The sequence below is a fragment of the Pseudomonas sp. FFPRI_1 genome (genome assembly GCF_055384485.1).
In genome coordinates this window covers 4,556,981-4,574,296 of sequence record NZ_AP029168.1, presented here as the reverse complement: position 1 = coordinate 4,574,296, position 17,316 = coordinate 4,556,981, and the positions used below count along the sequence as shown (strand labels likewise).

24 protein-coding genes, 1 tRNA gene and 2 pseudogenes are annotated in these 17,316 nt (G+C 59.4%); 15 read left to right on the top strand and 12 right to left on the bottom strand.

What is annotated here, in order from left to right:
• Positions 1–28 precede the first annotated feature (28 nt).
• From ACZ5BO_RS20310 to ACZ5BO_RS20300, 3 genes and pseudogenes are all read left to right on the top strand, one after another.
• Positions 29–592 carry a hypothetical protein gene (locus ACZ5BO_RS20310; protein ID WP_464696283.1) on the top strand — a complete coding sequence of 188 codons (564 nt, stop codon included), beginning with the start codon at positions 29–31 and terminating at the stop codon, positions 590–592.
• Between the two features lie 24 nt (positions 593–616).
• Positions 617–994: a hypothetical protein gene (locus tag ACZ5BO_RS20305; RefSeq protein ID WP_464696282.1), complete on the top strand. Its 378-nt coding sequence runs from the start codon at positions 617–619 to the stop codon at positions 992–994.
• Between the two features lie 494 nt (positions 995–1,488).
• A pseudogene (locus ACZ5BO_RS20300) lies at positions 1,489–1,644 on the top strand (IS3 family transposase); the annotation flags it as partial.
• Between the two features lie 47 nt (positions 1,645–1,691).
• On the opposite strand, the gene ACZ5BO_RS20295 reads toward ACZ5BO_RS20300, so the two are convergent.
• The 4 genes from ACZ5BO_RS20295 to ACZ5BO_RS20280 all read right to left on the bottom strand — a co-directional run bounded on the left by ACZ5BO_RS20295 (position 1,692) and on the right by ACZ5BO_RS20280 (position 4,504).
• Positions 1,692–2,735 (bottom strand): hypothetical protein, encoded by a 1,044-nt coding sequence (locus tag ACZ5BO_RS20295; protein WP_464696280.1) that lies wholly within the window; start codon positions 2,733–2,735, stop codon positions 1,692–1,694.
• 59 nt (positions 2,736–2,794) lie between these two features.
• A complete protein-coding gene (locus ACZ5BO_RS20290; protein ID WP_464696278.1) occupies positions 2,795–3,184 on the bottom strand; it encodes a hypothetical protein in 390 nt (129 codons plus the stop codon).
• Positions 3,185–3,195: 11 nt separating this feature from the next.
• Positions 3,196–3,756 (bottom strand): hypothetical protein, encoded by a 561-nt coding sequence (locus ACZ5BO_RS20285; RefSeq protein WP_025129921.1) that lies wholly within the window; start codon positions 3,754–3,756, stop codon positions 3,196–3,198.
• Between the two features lie 274 nt (positions 3,757–4,030).
• Entirely contained in the window at positions 4,031–4,504 is a 474-nt protein-coding gene (locus ACZ5BO_RS20280) for a hypothetical protein (protein ID WP_464696277.1), read from the bottom strand.
• Positions 4,505–4,793: 289 nt separating this feature from the next.
• On the opposite strand from ACZ5BO_RS20280, the gene ACZ5BO_RS20275 reads away from it, so the two are divergent.
• On the top strand, positions 4,794–4,934 hold the full coding sequence (locus ACZ5BO_RS20275; RefSeq protein ID WP_003083582.1) for a PA0050 family protein: 141 nt from the start codon (positions 4,794–4,796) through the stop codon (positions 4,932–4,934).
• A 61-nt stretch (positions 4,935–4,995) separates the two neighbouring features.
• On the top strand, positions 4,996–5,133 hold the full coding sequence (locus ACZ5BO_RS20270) for a PA0050 family protein (RefSeq protein WP_256244615.1): 138 nt from the start codon (positions 4,996–4,998) through the stop codon (positions 5,131–5,133).
• 89 nt (positions 5,134–5,222) lie between these two features.
• On the opposite strand, the gene ACZ5BO_RS20265 is transcribed toward ACZ5BO_RS20270, so the two are convergent.
• Entirely contained in the window at positions 5,223–5,810 is a 588-nt protein-coding gene (locus tag ACZ5BO_RS20265; RefSeq protein ID WP_464696275.1) for a hypothetical protein, read from the bottom strand.
• A gap of 89 nt (positions 5,811–5,899) precedes the next feature.
• Between ACZ5BO_RS20265 and ACZ5BO_RS20260 the strand changes: the two genes are divergently transcribed.
• Positions 5,900–6,169: a hypothetical protein gene (locus ACZ5BO_RS20260; protein ID WP_464696273.1), complete on the top strand. Its 270-nt coding sequence runs from the start codon at positions 5,900–5,902 to the stop codon at positions 6,167–6,169.
• Between the two features lie 113 nt (positions 6,170–6,282).
• The gene (locus tag ACZ5BO_RS20255) at positions 6,283–6,576 is read left to right on the top strand and encodes a hypothetical protein (protein ID WP_464696272.1); all 294 of its coding nucleotides are present in this window, start codon (positions 6,283–6,285) and stop codon (positions 6,574–6,576) included.
• An 83-nt stretch (positions 6,577–6,659) separates the two neighbouring features.
• Here ACZ5BO_RS20255 and ACZ5BO_RS20250 read toward each other — a convergent pair whose 3' ends face one another.
• Both ACZ5BO_RS20250 and ACZ5BO_RS20245 read right to left on the bottom strand, forming a co-directional pair.
• Positions 6,660–7,304, bottom strand: a complete 645-nt coding sequence (locus ACZ5BO_RS20250; protein ID WP_464696270.1) for a hypothetical protein — start codon at positions 7,302–7,304, stop codon at positions 6,660–6,662.
• Between the two features lie 194 nt (positions 7,305–7,498).
• Entirely contained in the window at positions 7,499–7,741 is a 243-nt protein-coding gene (locus tag ACZ5BO_RS20245) for a hypothetical protein (RefSeq protein WP_464696269.1), read from the bottom strand.
• 202 nt (positions 7,742–7,943) lie between these two features.
• On the opposite strand from ACZ5BO_RS20245, the gene ACZ5BO_RS20240 reads away from it, so the two are divergent.
• From ACZ5BO_RS20240 to ACZ5BO_RS20230, 3 genes are all read left to right on the top strand, one after another.
• A complete protein-coding gene (locus ACZ5BO_RS20240) occupies positions 7,944–8,456 on the top strand; it encodes a hypothetical protein (protein ID WP_025129927.1) in 513 nt (170 codons plus the stop codon).
• Positions 8,457–8,537: 81 nt separating this feature from the next.
• Positions 8,538–8,771 carry a YceK/YidQ family lipoprotein gene (locus ACZ5BO_RS20235; protein ID WP_025129928.1) on the top strand — a complete coding sequence of 78 codons (234 nt, stop codon included), beginning with the start codon at positions 8,538–8,540 and terminating at the stop codon, positions 8,769–8,771.
• 132 nt (positions 8,772–8,903) lie between these two features.
• Positions 8,904–9,353, top strand: a complete 450-nt coding sequence (locus tag ACZ5BO_RS20230) for an anti-virulence regulator CigR family protein (protein ID WP_464696267.1) — start codon at positions 8,904–8,906, stop codon at positions 9,351–9,353.
• 121 nt (positions 9,354–9,474) lie between these two features.
• On the opposite strand, the pseudogene fabF reads toward ACZ5BO_RS20230, so the two are convergent.
• Positions 9,475–10,742 (bottom strand): annotated as a pseudogene (gene fabF / locus ACZ5BO_RS20225) (beta-ketoacyl-ACP synthase II).
• A gap of 117 nt (positions 10,743–10,859) precedes the next feature.
• On the opposite strand from fabF, the gene ACZ5BO_RS20220 reads away from it, so the two are divergent.
• On the top strand, positions 10,860–11,345 hold the full coding sequence (locus ACZ5BO_RS20220) for a winged helix-turn-helix transcriptional regulator (protein WP_025129931.1): 486 nt from the start codon (positions 10,860–10,862) through the stop codon (positions 11,343–11,345).
• Here ACZ5BO_RS20220 and ACZ5BO_RS20215 read toward each other — a convergent pair.
• From ACZ5BO_RS20215 to ACZ5BO_RS20205, 3 genes are all read right to left on the bottom strand, one after another.
• On the bottom strand, positions 11,332–12,219 hold the full coding sequence (locus ACZ5BO_RS20215) for a hypothetical protein (RefSeq protein ID WP_464696266.1): 888 nt from the start codon (positions 12,217–12,219) through the stop codon (positions 11,332–11,334). The genes ACZ5BO_RS20220 and ACZ5BO_RS20215 overlap by 14 nt on opposite strands.
• A gap of 162 nt (positions 12,220–12,381) precedes the next feature.
• Entirely contained in the window at positions 12,382–13,116 is a 735-nt protein-coding gene (locus ACZ5BO_RS20210) for an HAD family hydrolase (RefSeq protein ID WP_464696264.1), read from the bottom strand.
• A 184-nt stretch (positions 13,117–13,300) separates the two neighbouring features.
• Positions 13,301–13,930 (bottom strand): TetR/AcrR family transcriptional regulator, encoded by a 630-nt coding sequence (locus ACZ5BO_RS20205; protein ID WP_464696262.1) that lies wholly within the window; start codon positions 13,928–13,930, stop codon positions 13,301–13,303.
• A 92-nt stretch (positions 13,931–14,022) separates the two neighbouring features.
• On the opposite strand from ACZ5BO_RS20205, the gene ACZ5BO_RS20200 reads away from it, so the two are divergent.
• Positions 14,023–14,631 carry an NAD(P)H-dependent oxidoreductase gene (locus ACZ5BO_RS20200; protein WP_025129935.1) on the top strand — a complete coding sequence of 203 codons (609 nt, stop codon included), beginning with the start codon at positions 14,023–14,025 and terminating at the stop codon, positions 14,629–14,631.
• Positions 14,632–15,241: 610 nt separating this feature from the next.
• Here ACZ5BO_RS20200 and ACZ5BO_RS20195 read toward each other — a convergent pair.
• On the bottom strand, positions 15,242–15,730 hold the full coding sequence (locus tag ACZ5BO_RS20195) for a P-loop nucleotide/nucleoside kinase family protein (RefSeq protein ID WP_464696260.1): 489 nt from the start codon (positions 15,728–15,730) through the stop codon (positions 15,242–15,244).
• Positions 15,731–16,073: 343 nt separating this feature from the next.
• Here ACZ5BO_RS20195 and ACZ5BO_RS20190 point away from each other — a divergent pair, with 343 nt between their 5' ends.
• From ACZ5BO_RS20190 to ACZ5BO_RS20180, 3 genes are all read left to right on the top strand, one after another.
• Positions 16,074–16,337, top strand: a complete 264-nt coding sequence (locus ACZ5BO_RS20190; protein ID WP_025129937.1) for a DUF1652 domain-containing protein — start codon at positions 16,074–16,076, stop codon at positions 16,335–16,337.
• 271 nt (positions 16,338–16,608) lie between these two features.
• Complete coding sequence (locus ACZ5BO_RS20185) at positions 16,609–16,800, top strand: hypothetical protein (protein WP_464696258.1); 192 nt, start codon at positions 16,609–16,611, stop codon at positions 16,798–16,800.
• Positions 16,801–17,156: 356 nt separating this feature from the next.
• Positions 17,157–17,243: transfer RNA gene (locus ACZ5BO_RS20180), tRNA-Leu, on the top strand.
• Positions 17,244–17,316 lie beyond the last annotated feature (73 nt).

Here is a 17,316-nt window from a genome sequence, read left to right as displayed (position 1 = left end):
TTCAAAAATAACGGCAAAGGACCGGCCCATGATCGCTTTTACAAGGCAGCTCTTGCCTGCCGCATTACTGTGCAGTGCCCTCGCTGTCCAGGCGGGCGAAGTGCAGATGGGCGACTTCTGGGTCGTTCACTACCAGGGCGGCTTGGGCAAGAATCAGGTGTTCATCGCCGACGGCGACCCCAAGAACATCTTCAATCGACCAGGTGGCGCGAAATCCTTGGGCGTCTATCAACTGTACGAAGAGCCCGGTAAACCCAACTTCACCAGTTACGATATCGAAATCGATTGTGCAAAGAACCGCGTGCGCATCATGGGGGCAGCGGATTTTCGCAGCGTGTTCAATAAGTTTCTCAATGTGAAGTATTCCAGCCAGTGGCAGAGCAAGCCTGACGCCTGGCTGGCACAAAGCCGTGATTTTGTCTGCAAGCCGGCTGAACGCCAGGCCAAGAAGATGGAGCGCTTGGGTGTGATGTCCGCGTCGCAAATGAGCACGGCAGGGCCGCACTTGTTCGAGGTACTGAACCGCGAGGCCGCCAAGACGGCGATTATGCAGAAGATAGATGAAGGGTTTGCGCAGATGTCTGCCAAGTAACGCGGCCTTCAGGGAGAAGACCTTATGAACCGATTGTTTATGTTGGCCCTGCTCGCCACCTTGCTCAGTGGCTGCGCATCATTGTCGGCCAGCAGTGCCTGGAAAGATCGCCCGGTGGGTGAACTGATCGACTTCTTCGGTGTGCCAAGGCAGATCATGGTGGCGCCGGAGGAAGATATGGTCGTGCTCAGATATGTACGTGACAGTAGCTATGTCTCACGTGAAGCAGCGGGTACTTACACGGGGCCGCAGAACGGGCAACTTGTGCACGCAGAATATTGGGAGGACGTGCAGCACTCAGGCAGTTGCGAAATCAATGTGTTCGTCAACAGAGCGCGGCTGGTGCAGAAGGTGCGAACTAAAGGGCATTGTGTAGCGGTCGAGATGGCGCCGGCAGGGTAGGAATGGGCCACTGGCGAGGACAGATACCGATTAACATTTCAATTATCAGTGATGCCAATCAGGCTCAGCGGCTCGCACGAATAAGTTCGCCGGCACTGTCCAAACCTCCGGACTCGCTCCACCAGCTCCGCCCTTGGACTTTCGGATGCAACTTGGGGCACCAAACCAAACTGCGATGTGCTCCTCGGGGACATTCGGATCCCCCTCAATGCCGACCACGACCGCAAGCAGGCCGTCTAGCTCGACTAAGTCACCACGTTGCCAATTTGTCATGCGCAGCACCTTTGAAGGTTTCGATTTTCAAGTCAGCTCGTTCGTCGCAAGCGCGACACTCACCACAACTCAAGTCGGGAATGGCTGCCACTACCCAGCGATTCCGCCTTTTCTTTCTTCTGCTTAATCTGTCCTGTAGCAATCCTATCTTTGCATCTAAAGCGCTGAATTATAAATATTTTTTATTTTGTGTGGCCGATCCATCATCGGGTCGACTGTAACCGACCGTGGGCTACATGACGGCTCAAGAGGTCCATCGAGACATCAGCCATTACCTGATGCATCGGTACAACTGGATTCGACCGCACCAGTTCAACGATGGGCAGGCCCCGGCTCAGGCCGAGAAAAAACTTAACGTCGTGCCCGGAATTAGTTGACCACTACAGCGCATGCTCAACACGGTGTTCGATGAGGGGCTCATGCCTTATTTGGACAGCGACAACGGCACACCCCAGATGGGATCCTCCATGCCTTGCTTGCCCAATGGGGTGATCTGCATGGGCTGGAGCCTGGACAGCAGTTGCCGGTGCTTCTCGCTCAGGTTGCGTTGCTCAATGAGGTTCTGCGTAAAGCTCATGGGGGCCGGCCAGGTGTAGACGGTAAGGTTGTCGAGCGGGCACTCGATCTTCTTCGGGTCGATGGCCCGGCACTTCGACTGCTGGTACTTGTAGCCAGGAGTCTTCAGGTGCATGCGCGGGGCCAGCAGCAATTGTCCGCCCTGGACGGTGAAGCTGGCGAGTGCCTTGTCGACCGGCAGGCGTGCCTGGACCTTGATCGCGGGAACGTCGCGAGAGTCGGTCTGTTGGTAATAGCCGGCCGGGGAGCCTGCCGTGGTCTGAGTATATTGCTGCTCACCCCAACTCACGCAGGCGCCCGAAGCCCTGAGCACGGCAGTACAGACACTCTGGGTCTTGGTCTCGCTGCCATAGGTGGCGTCCTTCCAGACCTCTTCCCTGTAGTACTCGCGATACAGCTCGGGGGACAGGTACGCAGTGCCGTTGGCACCACGGCCCGAACCGGGTGGGCCGTTGCGGGCGCCGACCTGGTCGAGCAATCCTTTGATCTGGTAGTCATCGCCGCCGGTCAGCAGGTATTTGCCGGGCGGCAGGATGTGCACCTCGAAGGCCTTGAACAGATAGGTTTCGTCAGGCTTTCTCTGCAGGGCATTGGTCTGGAACTTGCGGCCGAAGGTGATCTTTGGATCTTTCTCGTATTCCCAGATTACCGTCGGCGTCCATTGAGTCATGGTCAGCGCGTCGCTTAGCGACTTGTGTGGCATCACGTCGGCCACCAATACCACCGCCATGTTCCCCTTGAGTGCTGCGTCCATTAGGTCCAGCAACTGCGCGTAACGCGGATCGTCCATGCTGCCGTAGGCACCCGAATCAAGATCGGACATGCAGCCGGAGAGGGAAAGAGAGAGAAGTAACGCAGCGGGTAGGGCCAAACGCGGCCGAAACGGTTTCATGCAGCAATCCTTGAAGGCTATGGGCGATCGTACTCTGCGGGCTATCTGTGTCGGGCCAGTCACTGTGGCGCCAGAGCCACGCCGGTGCAGCGGCCACGAATGGAGAAATCCTTGATCTGCCTGGCCTTGTCGACGGTCATGGAGAGGGTGCAGCCGCTGGTGTGGGTGACGTCGTCCCAATAGTTGGTGTGGACCATCACGCCGCCCTGCATCTCGCTGGAGCTACCGACCACTTCCTTCCTCACGTAGGAGGTGTCGCGGTACCACTGCATTTGCACCTGGCTGCGGTCGGCTGAGGGCTGCATGCGTCCGGGCGGGCCGAAGAAGTCGATGGCTTCCTTGGCATCGCGTCCCTTCCATTGCTGGCCGGCCATGTATTCCGGAAGGGTGGGGATACAGCCGCTCAGCAGCGACGACAGCAGGCCGAGGGCAAGCAGCTGGCGGGTCATGACTGCTCCCTTCATTGCGGGCTGTTGCCGAGCATTGCGTCGAGGCTTTGCACGGCCTCGCTGTTGGCCTGGATGCCATACAGTTGCTGGAACATGGCCTGGACGGTTTCGATCATGCGGCTGGTGGCCATCTTGCCCATGGGCAGCATCAGGTTGTTTGCACGGTTTCCCGGTGCGCAGACGAAGGCGAATGTGCGCTGCAGCCAGTAGTCCTTCGGGGCGATCCAGCCCTGGGCGGTTTTTACGTCCTTCAGGGCGTTGTCAAAGCGGCGCATGGCCCGGGCGCTGTCGAAGCGCACCTTGCGCTCCTTGCACTTGTACTGGATCTCGTAGGCGGCCAGCACGGGCATGCTCCGGTCTTCGAAGATCTGCATGATCATGGCCGACTGGATCCCCTGGGGTTTTTGCAGGATACCGGCCGCGTCGGCGACAAAGACCTCGTTCTGGAAGCGCACGCCCTTGCCGTAGACGATCCAGTAATCACCCGAGTTTTCGGCGAGGGTGCTGGCGCTGCTGCACAGCAGAGTGAGTGCCAGAAGTATCCGTCTGACATAGAGAAATGGGCTGGCCATGATGTTTCGATCCTTGAGGGGGCTTGTCCGTGGCAGCAGGTGGCCACTCAAGGTAGGAATATAGGGGCGACGGGCCTTGAGGGTCGATTAGGGCAAATGAGCTAATGGCACATTGCTGGTATCGGCTGGGCGGGTGGGATCTGCTGCAAAAGCGGGTGGTCCGTGGGCGATTCTTGAGTGATCGACAGCCCCTTCGGGGGCGTAGGGCCGATCCTGTTTCCGAGTATTGTCTGCTCAAGAGCAGGAGTCGGCCCTGTCTGCCTGGATCAGGCCATCAGCGCTTGTCGTTGCAGTCAATCACGCTGGCGCCGGTGATGACGTCACGATTGTCGGTGTACAGAGTGATGCTGCAGAAGTAATCGAGCACCGTCCGGTTTTCCTCATATCCGGTCTTGCGATAAACCGCTTCACTCCCCACCGGCATCATGCCACCGACTCCGCCGCCACCAATGCCTACCCAGGTTTGCTGTTGGCCGACGTACTCGACGCCGGTCTGCACGAAGACCTTCTCTGGTGTGGTATGGGTCTGCACCCGGTTCCATAGGTAGAAGCCACCACTGCCATAGGAAGAGGGCCCCATGCCCTGGTCGGGTTTGCCGAACAGTTGAAAGGCGTTCTTGGCCGGCTGGCCAACCAGCTTTTGAGCGGCGACCTGGACGTCATTGGATTCGGTGCGGGTGGTCGAGGTGGCGCAGGCGCTGATGGCCAGCACCGTGAGGGCAATGCATCCGAGCTTGATTGAAGGCATGACACAGACTCCTTGTGTTCCTGGATTTTTGGCCAAAGATAATCTGAAAAATATTGGCATTTCCAGTACGGGGTTGTTTGCCCGGTGGTGGTGGCCTGGCGGGTGGTCGGCCGGGCAGGCGCGACAATGCACCACACTGGCGCAATCGATGACCTTGGTCTTTGCTGTTCCGGGCTTGGCGGCAGGCGGGTTGATCTGCCTGGCGCCAGGCCTTGTTATGGGCGTGTGCCTGCCCTTGGTGACAGGGGCGGCACCCATCGTTGTCGATACCTCGACCAAGGAGGTCAAGTTGAAAAGAAAAATGCTGGCGGCGTCGTTGCTGCTGTGGATGTTCTCGCTGACGGCGCAGGCGGACTGCGCGGTGCTGGGGCCTGGAGAGGACCCCTGTGCCGGTCCGGTGCTCGGGCCTACGGTATGCGAATGCCCTTGATGAGCTTCCGTACCCTCGGCAGGGGGAACGGGTGATTGGATGACTGACCAGGAGGTCGCTAATGAAGAAAGTGATGTTGGCTGTTGTGTTGCTGTGGGGTTTTTCTTTGACTGCGCAAGCTTCGTGTCCGGTATTCGGACCGTCCAAGGATCCGTGCAGCGGCCCGGTGTTTGGCCCGTCTACCTGCGAATGCCCTTGAGGTAAGGCGTCCGGCAGGCCCGGCCCAGCTCGGGCCTGCACGGGCGACCCAATCAATCGGCAAATGCCGTAGCTGCTGCGGCAGCGTCGTCAAATATGCGCAATCAGTTGTTGCTGATATCCGCTTTCATCGACGGGGGCGGGGTATCGGCTTTCATCGATCAGCGAACGCAGCTGCTGTGAGTGACTCGATTGCCTGAAGGCAACCTGGCACTCGGCCGCGTCAAAAAAGCCCCGCAGATGGGGCAGGGCCAAAGGCATTGCCGCAGGCTCAATCTTCAGCGAGACGCTGACGATATCCAGTTGGTCGGTCGGGTCTCTGTAGAGGTCGATGACCAACAGGCTTGCACTTTCAGTACCGGGATAGATATGGACATCGCCGGTGCCGACCGGGGTGGCGTCGAAGTAGCGCGTATAGAGTTCGATGATGTCGAGGGCGATTCCCATGCACTTCAGTGCGGCCGCCAGATCGGCGTTGGGAAGGTGTTCGTCTTCTGCCCAGGTCACGAAGTCGGGCATTGAGACACAGATATCGAATTCATTGGCGCAGATGATAGGTGTCACTGGAAAGGTGTCCTGGCGATGAAGGGCGATCAGCCTATCACCTGGGAGCGCCACTTTCGCAAACGCAGCGAATGTTCTCTCGGGATGGTCGATTGCCCCGCCGTGCCTGTTCATGGCTGGCGCATGTCCAGGGTTTTCCTGTAGTTTTCACCGCGCCAGCGGCTGGGTGCAGCCGGGCTGGCCAGGCGCGGACGCCGGGAGTCTTGCGCAATGATGAGCTGCTGTTGGCCCACGCCGGCCACTACCTGGAGGAGAGGGTCGTGGTCTCTGACAAGGGCGCGATCGAGGCCATGATGTCCTTCGCGCAAAAAGCCGGGCAATGCGTTGAGCTGGCTTCGGCGGCGCTTGTGCCCGCGGTCCTTGCCAGCGCTTCCAGGCTTGCTGACGACGCGGTCATGGGTCTGGTTGTCTGTGGCGGTAACCTATCCCTTCAGGACATGAGGCAATGGGCGGCCCATGCGGGGGTATCCTGACCGTTGTCACGGCGTTGTTGGTGACAAGGCCTGCAGGGCATCCGGAACAGCAAGTCGAGCCGAGGCACCGAGGTCAAGATCATCGCAGGCAAAAGGATGGAAAGCACAGAGTGATGGATAACCGAACCGACGTGCAGCGCGTTATCGTTGCATTCCTGATCATCATCGTGACGCTGGGCGGTATCGCTTTTGTCGGCTGCCTGATGAGCCCGCCAGGCTTCTTCCCCAGCCTGAGGACGGCCCTGGCGATCATGGCGCTGGGAGTCACCTGCCTGTTGTGCTACCCGCTGGTCTTTGCCTACTGGATGGTCAGCGGCAGGACACGCGGAATGCGTGACCTGTTGATTCTCCACAGCGTGGTGTCAGGTGCCTTGGTTACCTGGTACCTGGTGCTGATATTCGGCTGAAGGGCGGGCCATGGCCCGGGCAGGTCGCGAGAGTGCGCCGGGGTGTTCCCGGCGCTGACGGGGATCAGCAGGCCGCGCAGGGCTTACTTCACATCGCCATTGTAGAAAACGCTTTGCGCGCCATCTTTCTTGACGATCAGTTTGTTGCCATCGGCCAGGCTTTCTACCATTTCCGAGCAGCCATCGATGGCGGCCTTGCCTGTCACCGATTCAGTCGCGCTGTCAAAAGTGAAGGCGTAGGTGGTGGCAGGGCAGCTCATGCCGCTTTCCCCGGTGGAGACCACCAGCAGGTACTTGCCGCCGAAGGCATAGGCCTTCTCGACGGTGACGTATCCAGTGAGATCCGGGTCTTCAACCACGTAGTCCATCACGTTGACGACACCGGCACGGGAGACATAGTTGATTGCCGAGCCGCCCATTTCACGGATGCTGGTGGTGAAGGTGCCGCCGATGTCATCGCCGCTGATGATGAGTGGCACATAGCTCATGCGAGGTGCTTCCGGCGCCGACTGTGGGGCAAGAGTCGCGGCAGGGCGCTGATTGAGGCCAGGAGCCTCCTGTGCAGAAACGCACTTGCCGGATTCGCAGATCCGCTCGCCTTTGCAGTCGGTGTCCTTGAAGCACTGCGCAGAAGAACTTGCTGCTTGGCTGGCCGGTACCGGCTCGGTTTTTTTATCGCAGCCGACCAGGGCCAGTGCGGCCAGGGAAATGGCAAAAACAAGCTTCATTTTCGATTTGTCCTTAATCGTTTAGGGAGGGGCGCGGCGGGGGAATGTAATGGGTTTGGCCTGGTGTTACCAGGCCACTATCGTTGGCTGTGGCGACAGTACGGCTGCAAGCGCTAGTTGGCCTGCGCGACTGAAGGGCTCCTTGGCGGAGGGCTGCGAGTACCGGCACGCTGCTGTGCTGCGGCCGTTGTCAGTCAGCAAAGGCTCTCGGCAGCGGCGATGGACAGAGGCGGCAGGCCCATGTTGCGAATGGCCGCTTCGAGCTTGTCCTGGTAGATCGTCAGAATGGAATAGTCGAGCTTCTGGGTGATATCGGCACCTTCTGCCGAGCTTGCTATCAGCTCATTCAAGGCGCCGGCAACCAGGTCAGCGGTGACCTGGAGGACGTTGAGTCCGAAGCTGTTATCAACAATGACCAGATTCGTTAAATCGTACATACAGCCCCTGCGGTCACTGTTCTCATGGGTAATGGCTATGAGCCATTATCAGGATAACGAAATCGTGGGTGTTCTGTCACCGGGAAACAGCAGCGAGCGTCGAGGGGCGAAATACACCAAGGTACCGACGATGGATTTTCAGCATTGGTGGTGCCTGTATGTGTACCATCCCCGGCTGCAAAAATGACCGGGGCGTAGCGCCATGATGATACTGACGAAGGGCGACAACCAGGGGCTCAGAGTGGCACCTCGATGGCCGTCCTCAAGGGTTTTGCTGGACCGTGAGGTCTTTGGGCAACTGCTCAGCGCCCAGTCCAGGTTGCCCGATTCCATCCGTTTGCTGGTGACCCGAGGCTATGAGCACAAGAGCAGCCACCTGGGGTTCTTCCGAACCCTGTCGCGCTGGCTGGGCATCAGGTTGTTTTGCCTGTGCTATCCGGACAGAACAGATGAGCTGGACGATATCTTCGGCTCCAATGGGCACGACCTGGATGGCTCTCATGTCGATGTATCCATTGTCTTCAACGGTAGGCGACTGCGCTTTCTCCCTCTGGGGGTGTTTACCTCGCCGGCGCGTCAGGCCCGGTTGAAGGCGCGGCATTGCACGGTGGTGGAGCAGGTGATGGACGCCCTGAGGCAGTGCGGTTTCAAGATTCATCGCAATCATACGGAAAGCCTGCAGATGCATTGTGACTACCAACCTGCTGGTTGCTGATCTTGCGGGGCTCTGGAGCAGTGACCTGGCGGGCGCGGCGGCGTCTACAGCAGTCACTCATGACGGTAATAAGGACGTTACGTGGTACGAAGTCTAGTGTTGCTGGTGCTGGTGTTATCGATCAGCGGCTGTACCGCGTTGCTGGTGCGAACGGTCCCCCAGACCTGCCCCTATATAGGCGTGCGAATGGACTGGGCCTTGGCCAAGGCCAACAACGGCATCCTTTGGCCCTTCCTGGCGCTGGACGCTCCGTTCTCGGCGGTGGTGGATACGGTGATGTTTCCCTTTGAGTATCAGTACAGTTGCTCCCTTTGATGCTCGCCCAATGGGGTACTCATTGGCCTGATCATCAAACCTGTCTCTCAGTCCTGGTGGCGTGTTGATCCGAGGAACCCGGCGGCAGCGTCTACAGTTGAGTGTGACATTGGCTTTTGCAGGAGCATCCACATGCTCAAGTCCCGTTGGTTCATGACCGCGCTGGCTTGTCTGTTTCTGGCGGTGGGTTCACCCATTGCCCTGGCCGATCCGGGAAACGGCAAGGGGCAGGGCCACAACAAGCACGACGCCGGCGATCACCGAGGCCAGGGTAAGGGCAAGCCATCAAACGCTGATGACTGGAACCAGGGCCCGCGCATCGATCGAGGCAACGTGCTCGGCATACTCGGTGGGCACCGTGATTACTGGAGTCCGGGGCCGGCGCTGCCTCCCGGTATCCAGAAGAACCTGGCGCGAGGAAAACCCCTGCCACCAGGAATCGCCAAGAAGCTGGACAGTCGGCTGCTAGGGCAGTTGCCCCGCTATGAGGGGTATGAGTGGCGGCAAGCTGGCGCGGACCTGGTCCTGGTAGCGATTACCAGCGGGCTTATCTATGAAGTGCTGAATGATGTCTTGCACTGATTGAGCCTGTGAACACCTTGTTCCAAGGCACAAGGCTGTGCTCATTTCTGACGGCAGTTGAGGTTTCAGTCGGTGATGACTGAAACCTCAACGCCGAGCCTTCGTCTTGTAAAGAGGCGTTCTATTTCCAGCGCTTGAACAGCACGCTGGCATTGACTCCACCAAACCCGAAGCCATTGGACAAGGCATAGTCCATGGGGGTCTTGCGCGCCTCGCCGCGAACCAGGTCGAGGCCTTCGGCGGCGCTGTCGGGGTTCTCCAGATTGAGTGTCGCGGGGCGACCTGGTCCCGCAGGGCGAGGATGGTGAAGATCGCCTCGATCCCGCCGGCAGCGCCCAGCAGGTGGCCGGTGGCGGATTTGGTGGCACTGATCGCCAAGCCGCTGTCGGTGCCGAATACGCGCTTGATGGCGGCCAATTCGCCTTTGTCGCCGACCGGAGTGCTGGTGGCGTGAGCATTGAGGTGCTGGACCTGGGAGGCGTCGATACCCGCCTGGCGCAGGGCTTGCTGCATGGCGCGCCGAGCACCGTCGCCATCTTCCGGGCCGGCGGTCATGTGGTAGGCATCGGCGCTGGTGCCGTAGCCCACCAGTTCGGCGATGGGCTGGGCGCCACGCGCCAGGGCGTGCTCCAGCTCCTCGATGACCAGCAGGCCGGCGCCTTCGCCCATGACGAAGCCATCCCGTGCCTGGTCGAAGGGGCGCGAGGCGCGCGGCGGAGTGTCGTTGTATTCGCTGGACAGGGCCCGGGCCGCGGCAAAGCCCCCGAGGCTGACCCGATGGATGGCCGCTTCCGCTCCACCACAGACGGCGATATCGATCTCTCCTGTCTGGATCATCCGCGCGGCATCGCCGATCGCCTGGACCCCGGCAGCGCAAGCGGTGACAGGAGCTCCCAATGGCCCCTTGAGGGCATGGCGGATCGATACATGGCCGGCAGCCATGTTGCTCAGAAATGACGGGATGGTGAATGGCGATAAACGCCGCGGCCCCTTGCTGTCGGTGGTGCGTACGGCTTCGGCAATGGCCGGGAAGCCGCCCACGCCCGAGGCGATGATGGTGGCGGTGCGTTCCTGGGCCTCCGGGGTATCGGGTTTCCAGCGGGCCTGGCCCAGGGCCTCTTCCGCTGCTGCCAGGGCGAAGAGGATGAACCTATCCATCTTGCGCTGTTCCTTGGGGGCCAGCAGTTGGTCCGGATCGAAGCCGGCCTCCGGGTCCTGGAGCGAGTCTGGAACCTGGCCACCGATGGTGGTCGACAGATCACCGATCAGTTCCTCTGGCAATGAGCGGATGCCGGACTGTCCCGCCAGCAGGCGTTGCCAGACCTGCTCGACCCCACAACCCAGGGGAGTGATTGCGCCCATGCCGGTGACTACGATGCGTTTGCTCATGCCGGTCCTGCTCCTACAGTTTGCGTGGGTGGGGATTAACGAAACGTGGACGATACTATCATCATGAAAGTAACATCCGAATCCACAAATGTTCGAGGTGCATTGCAGGAGTCGGTCATGCAACGAAAAAGTCTGTTGGACGCTGAATGTCCAATCGCCCGTGGCCTGGAACGGGTGGGGGAGTGGTGGAGTATCTTGATCATGCGCGATGCGTTGCATGGCTTGAGACGCTTCGACGAGTTTTCCCGCAGCCTGGACATCGCCCCGAACATGCTGACCCGTCGTTTGAACTCTCTGGTCGAGGCGGGGCTGCTGGAGCGCCAGGCCTACAGTCAGCGACCTTTGCGTTACGAATATGTGCCAACGGCCAAGGGTGAGGATTTTCGGGGAGTGCTCATGGCGTTCGTGGCCTGGGGCAATCGTCATTTCGCACCAGAAGGGGAAAGCGTGCAGATTGTCGAGCGCAAGAGCGGGCGGCCGGTACAGGCGGTAATGGTGGAGATCGCCAGCGGTGATCGGGTGCCGTTGGCGGATTGCACGGTGCAGGCCGGCCCCGCCGCCAGCGCCAGCATGCGTCAACGATTGGGGGCTATAGCGAATTGACACCGGGTTGCGGCGCTTGTCCCTGGGGCGCAGCTGCGTTGACCGGCTGGCCGGGTTGCACCGGGGCTGGGCTGGGGGTCAGGTTGCTCGGGATCAGTTTGCCGACCACATAGCCACTGTGGCTGATCAAGGCCAGCAACAGCAGGGTGTTGTGCAGCTTTGGCAACGTCTCCAGCAGCCAGTCGCCCGACCCCAGGCTATGACCGACCGCAGCGCCGTACACGAATACCACGACCATGGTGATCAGCAGCATTTGCAGGCGGGGCAGGTCGACAAGGGTTGCGTTGGTTACATCCTCGCCGCGAATCAGATCGGCCAGGCGTGCGTCCTTCGGGTCATTCTTGGTCAGGACTTGCCCTCTTGCCGAGGGCGGCGCGGTGAGCTTCTGGGCGTCGAGCAACTGCTGGCTGGTGGTCGCCAGGGCATTGTCGCTGGCCGGTTGTTCGGCTTTACGGCTCAGTGCCATGGGGGCGCCGACAAAACTGGCCAGGTTGAAGCCCATCAAGGCAATCAGGTTGTAATCGAGGTCCACCATCAACGCGGTGGTGGCGTCGCCGCGGACAATGTTGGCGATGTACACCGTGTACAGGGTGGCCAGTACCAGTAGGGTCCACAGGGTCATCTGCAGGCGCGAGAGCGAATAGCGATTGCGCTCGTCGATCAGCACCCCGAGTACCCGGCCACGGATCTTCAGGCCGGCCAGTACAAACAGCGCGAACATGCCCAGCAGGCAACTGGCCCAGGCGGCGAGGCGTGGCCAATCGAGTTTGTTCGCGGCTGAGGGAGGGTCAGGGTGGACCAACAAGATCACGGCAGGGGCCCCAGCCGCCAGCAACACGGCGAGGGTACGCAGCACATAGCCATGAGATTTCATAGTGGCAGGCCTTCTCCCTGGTGGGCGGCGCATGTCCATGATCTGCCTGCGCCGCTTCTGCCCCTGGGCATCAGCGCAGGGGCGCTTGCTGTTGGGTATAGCGAATCTTTTTCCTGGTACCTCGCCGTTGGTCGGTTGTTCTGTGGTCCTTGCCGCAAGGCGTCAGCGCGTGCGCTGCCCGCGACGCCAGGCAGGGTGGAAGTGTCGCCAGTGTGCGTCCTGCGCCGCCGCCAGCAGTTCTCGGTCGCCGCGGGTATCACCCCAGGCCCGCAGTCGATACTGGCCCAACGGACCGTAGACCTGTTCCAGGCGCAGCACCTTGTTCTCGCATCGGCAGTTATGGCCGGCAATACGCCCGCTCAGCACGCCGTCGATCACCTCCAGTTCGGTGCCGATCAGCTCGATCCCGAGGCGCCTGGCGAACGGTTGCAGAACCAGGGCAGGTGACGCCGAACAGAGAGTGACCAGCGCTCCTGAACGAAGCTCGCCAGCCACCGCTTGCAGGCCGGCCGGGCGCATCAGGCGAGACCAGGCTTGCTCGCAGAAGGCTTCTGCCTGTTGCTCGAGCCAGGTCGCCTCGATGCCTGTGAGGAAGGTGCTGATCAACTGCGCCTTGAGCTGATCGCGGTCAACCCGCCGAGCCAGGAAGTTCAAGCTGGGCAGCGCCAGCCTGAGCATCCGCCGGTTGAACTGTCGGTGGCCAAAGGCGAACTTCAGAAAGGGCACGAAGCTGTCATGGCGGGTCAGGGTGCCGTCGAAGTCAAAGACCGAGAGCACCTTGGTGGCCTCAGGGTCGAGCTCGAGGGTGTCCGGGGCGAGTGGCAGTGCTTCAGGTTTGTCAGCCTGGAGCGGCAAGGGCGAGTCGGCTAGAGGACCGATGGATGGCTGGGTTGACATGGGTGTTCTCGATGAAGGCGGTGCGCTTGGCCGGCGACCAGTAAAAACAGTGGTGGGTGCAGTTTACGCGATCCCGCCGGCGAGGGCTGGAGCGCAGGACAGTCCGGCCAGTGTCGGTAATGGGCTGGAGGGCACAGCCTCTTTCCCTGGCGTGCGGGTTCGAGGCTGGCCGTCGAGGCCCAGGTTATTGGCCAGTATCGGAAACGGTGGCGCGGGCTCTTTCGACCATTGCCACAATGGTGGCGCAGAGCTCGTCCCGGGCTTGCTCCCGAGTGATTTCCCCAAGGGCCGCCGCATGGGAGAGGGCTTCTGCGGCGCCGAGCATGGCCCGTAGCCCAGCGGCTGTGATGATCCCGCCAGTGGCGAAGGGCAGCAGAGTTTCACGACATTTTTCCAGGAAAATTGCCTGGTAGTCGCGTTTGATGGCTTCGAGTTCAGGCGAGCTGGCCAGTGCCGCGATGACGCCCGGTATCTCGTGGCCCTGGAGCAGTACGCAATCGACGTAGGATTCGGCGATAACACCAGCACGAGCGGCCAGGGTAGGCACTGCGGACTGCAGCGCCTGATCGAGCAAGACCGTCTGGCGTTGATCGAAATCCTGATAGAGCGCCGCCAGGAGCACCGCCCGGCTGGCGAAATGGTCATAGACAACAGGCTTGGTGACTCCGGCCTGCTCGGCCAGGTAGCCCAGGGTCAGGGCTTCGGTACCCAGCTCACGAACAATCTGCCAGGCAATGGTCATCAGTTGTTGCAACCGCTGTTGCCGCGACAGGCGTCGTCGTGACGAGGTCGCGGAATTCGAATGGCTTGACATGGTTATATACCAAAAGTAACTTATCGACGTTAACTTACTAAAAGTATATTAATCTCGAACATTCAGCGCAATCCGTTCGCAGGAGCACTGTCATGCATGCCCTTATTGTTGTTGCCCATCACGACCCGCAGTCCCTTACCCATCAACTCGCCTTGCAGGTTGCCAAGGGCCTGGAGGCTTCATCTGGATCTACCTGGGAGATTGCCGATCTCTGGGCTGAAGGGTTCGAACCGCGGTTCGGCGCTGCCGATATTGCCGTGCATCGTACCCAGGCCGGACCTGCGGCCGATGTCGTTGCCGAGCAGGCACGCATCGATCGTGCCGACGCCCTGGTGCTGGTCTATCCGGTTTATTGGTGGACCATGCCGGCATTGCTCAAAGGCTGGATTGACCGGGTGTTTGCCAATGGCTGGGCCTTTGATTATCAGGCAGAGGCCAAACTGGTGAAAAAGCTCGGGCACCTGCGGGTGCATCTGGTGGGGGTTGCGGGGGCCGATGCTGGCACCTATGCGCGTCATGGTTATCTTGATGCGATGAAAACCCAGATCGATCACGGGATCTTCGACTACTGCGGGGCCCGAGTGCTGACGTCGCAACTCCTGTTCGATTCGGAAGCGGGGGACCCGCAGCCCCACCTGGAACGTGCGCGGACTATCGGCTTGAGGCTGTTCAGTGAGAGCGATGTCCCCGAGAGGGTGTGAACTGCGGTGGCGGGGGGGGGGGGGGAAGAGAGTCAGGCTGGGAGGAAGGTTTCAGGCCGGCTGCAACGGTGGTGAAGGTTAACCCCAGCAGCACCAGGCGAAGGTGGTTAGGCAAAGCAACAAGGGCAGGGCATCGAGAAAGTCGTTCATACCAGCACGTTCCATTCAGGCAAGTGCCGGCAATTTAAGGGGGCGATAATGGCTTGTCTGTTGCGATTATGTGAATTTTCAGTGCATTTTCGTTTAAAGCCGCTGGGTTGATCGTGACGCTGCCAGCAGGTCCCTGTCGGCAGCGTTCCAGGTGTGGTTTCCATCGCTGAAAAGAACGGCTCGAAAATCAAATGACTCAAAAAAAGTGTGGATATTTAATGACTTAGGTGATTTTATTTACGTTTTTTTGCTCAAAATATCTTGTTACAGAATGTACCGTTCCGTTACTATAGCCCTGCGTTCACCTACCACGGTTTATGCATTTTTAGCCCCAAGTGTCCATCAGCTGCTTGGGCTTTTTTTTGCCTGAAATTTGCCTACCTGGCTGTTTTCAAAGCGCTTTTCGGTCAAGGTCGGCGATCGCTGCCTTCGCCAGGCCCGACCGCTACCGACCAAGGGATCAGTGATTCACGATGTGAAGCCCTTCGCTTGCCTGCGCCGGCACGAAATAGCGACAGATCAGTTCGAACTCTTCCTCGCTGGTGGTAAAGGGATGATTCCCCTGCTGGTTGCGCTCGCGCAGCCTGGCGCGGCAAGTGTCTTCATCGGCATTCAAAACATGCAATTGATGATCGACGCCAGCCTGATCGGCCCAGGCTCGCAACCCCGCCCGCTGGACCAGGGTGTTGGCCGGGAAGTCCAGTACCACACTGGTTCCGGCCTGCAGCATGGCAACCACCAATGGGCCAAGTGTGTTCCCCAGGCGTTGGGCATGGAGCAGATAGTCCGCGACCGAATGAATGAGGTCCGGGTACAGCTGAGCGAGCCATTGGTCTTCGCAGATCAATACACTGCCGGGAACCTGTGCCAGTTGCTGGGCCAGGGTGGATTTGCCTGAGGCGATCCTGCCGCACAGCAGGTGCAAGACAGCGGGGGATGAGTGATTCATGCAGCGTCTCCTGGGGATGGCCTCAGAAGAGTGGTCACCAATCCCACCTTCGAGGCGGGTTGAAAGCGGTTTGGACAGCCGCTAGCCCAGCCTGCTGACGAGGCCGGTAATAATCGATGGGCAACAGGGCTGAAGGTTCATGTATCGAAACCTACACAGTTGGCAGAAACATGTATAGCGCGCTGATACGCCTTGGAGCCGGGAGCGGTGGCAGTTGCTGCAAGCCTGGGCGAGAACTGCGAGACAGTTAACAGTTCTCTGTGTTTTTTTTGACACGCCTGCCGGGGAGCTGGCCTATTCTTAATGGGAAAAATCCCCAGAATCTCCTACAGACGAGAAAGCCATGCTCTCCACCAGCGAGCTTTGCCACATATTGGAATCCGGCTTTCTCCCCCTTTCCTGTGCCTGCAGTGTAAATCCCGACGGCTCGTTGGCGATCAAGATCTACGATGCCGAATCCGGTCGAGTGGACTTGTTGCTGACGGGCGTTTCAACTGCCGAACTCACCAGTGTGCGGGACATCTCCAACCTGATTGGCGAATTGCGAACCGAGCTTCGAGCCGGCCGCAGAGCCTTTGCCGGGGCATTTACCCATTACGCTGGCTGAATGGCATCGTTGTGTCATTGCTGACAGTTGAACATGTTATTGCGAGGGCATAGCGTTGAACCGTTCGCCCGATACCCATGACTCTTTACCGGTTCATGGATGGCGAGGTCATGTGTATTGGGCGAACTCCATTGACTGCCGACGTGCCCTGCCAGCGAGGCAGGCTGTATATTGCAGACTTGGCGCCCTTTGAGTGATCCCTGTGTCAATCGAGGGCATCAGCGCATCTTGGCCTGCACAGCAGGCTGCTTCGACTTCAAGGAAGACTTCCATGTACATCGGCAATACCCCCCCTGCCAACTACACCTACGCCCAACTTGCAAAGGTATTGGAGCACAACCGCGGCATTGCCCAGCTCAAGGGCAGTGAAGTGCAGGTAGAGCAGGACTTCTCCAGCCATTTGCAGGCCGCAGCCAAAGAGGAAGGCCTCAAGCTTTCCCTGGGGTTTGCCGCCGAAGCTTGAGCCTTGCCATGGGGTAGGACGCTTATTGTGTTGGCCCTTGCCAGTCTTTTCCGAGGCCAACTGAAATCAATAAGTCTTTATAAATCAGTTGGTTGTAAAAAACCTTCATGTTAGGCTTGCCGCCGCGGATAACGGCGTGCGAAGTCTTGTACACGCTCGCTGTTATTGGCCGAGCTGATGCTGTAGATCCATGATTTACCGTGTTTTTTCAGCTGTAGCGGTGAGCGGGGAAGAGGGCTTTTTTGCCCCGATCAACCTTGCTTCACAAGGACTGGATGTATATATTCCACTCCCTGTTTCAAGCGCTGGATGGCTTTTGCCAATTGGATGTTCCAGTGTCGCGTTATCGCGCTACCGCCCGAATGGCGAAACTGGTAGACGCATGGGACTTAAAATCCCCCGCTCGTAAGGGCGTGCCGGTTCGATTCCGGCTTCGGGCACCATCTATTTCAAGGGCTTGCATGACATACCTCATGCAAGCCCTTAGTTCTTTTTTCCGCAATCAAAAAAACTTTT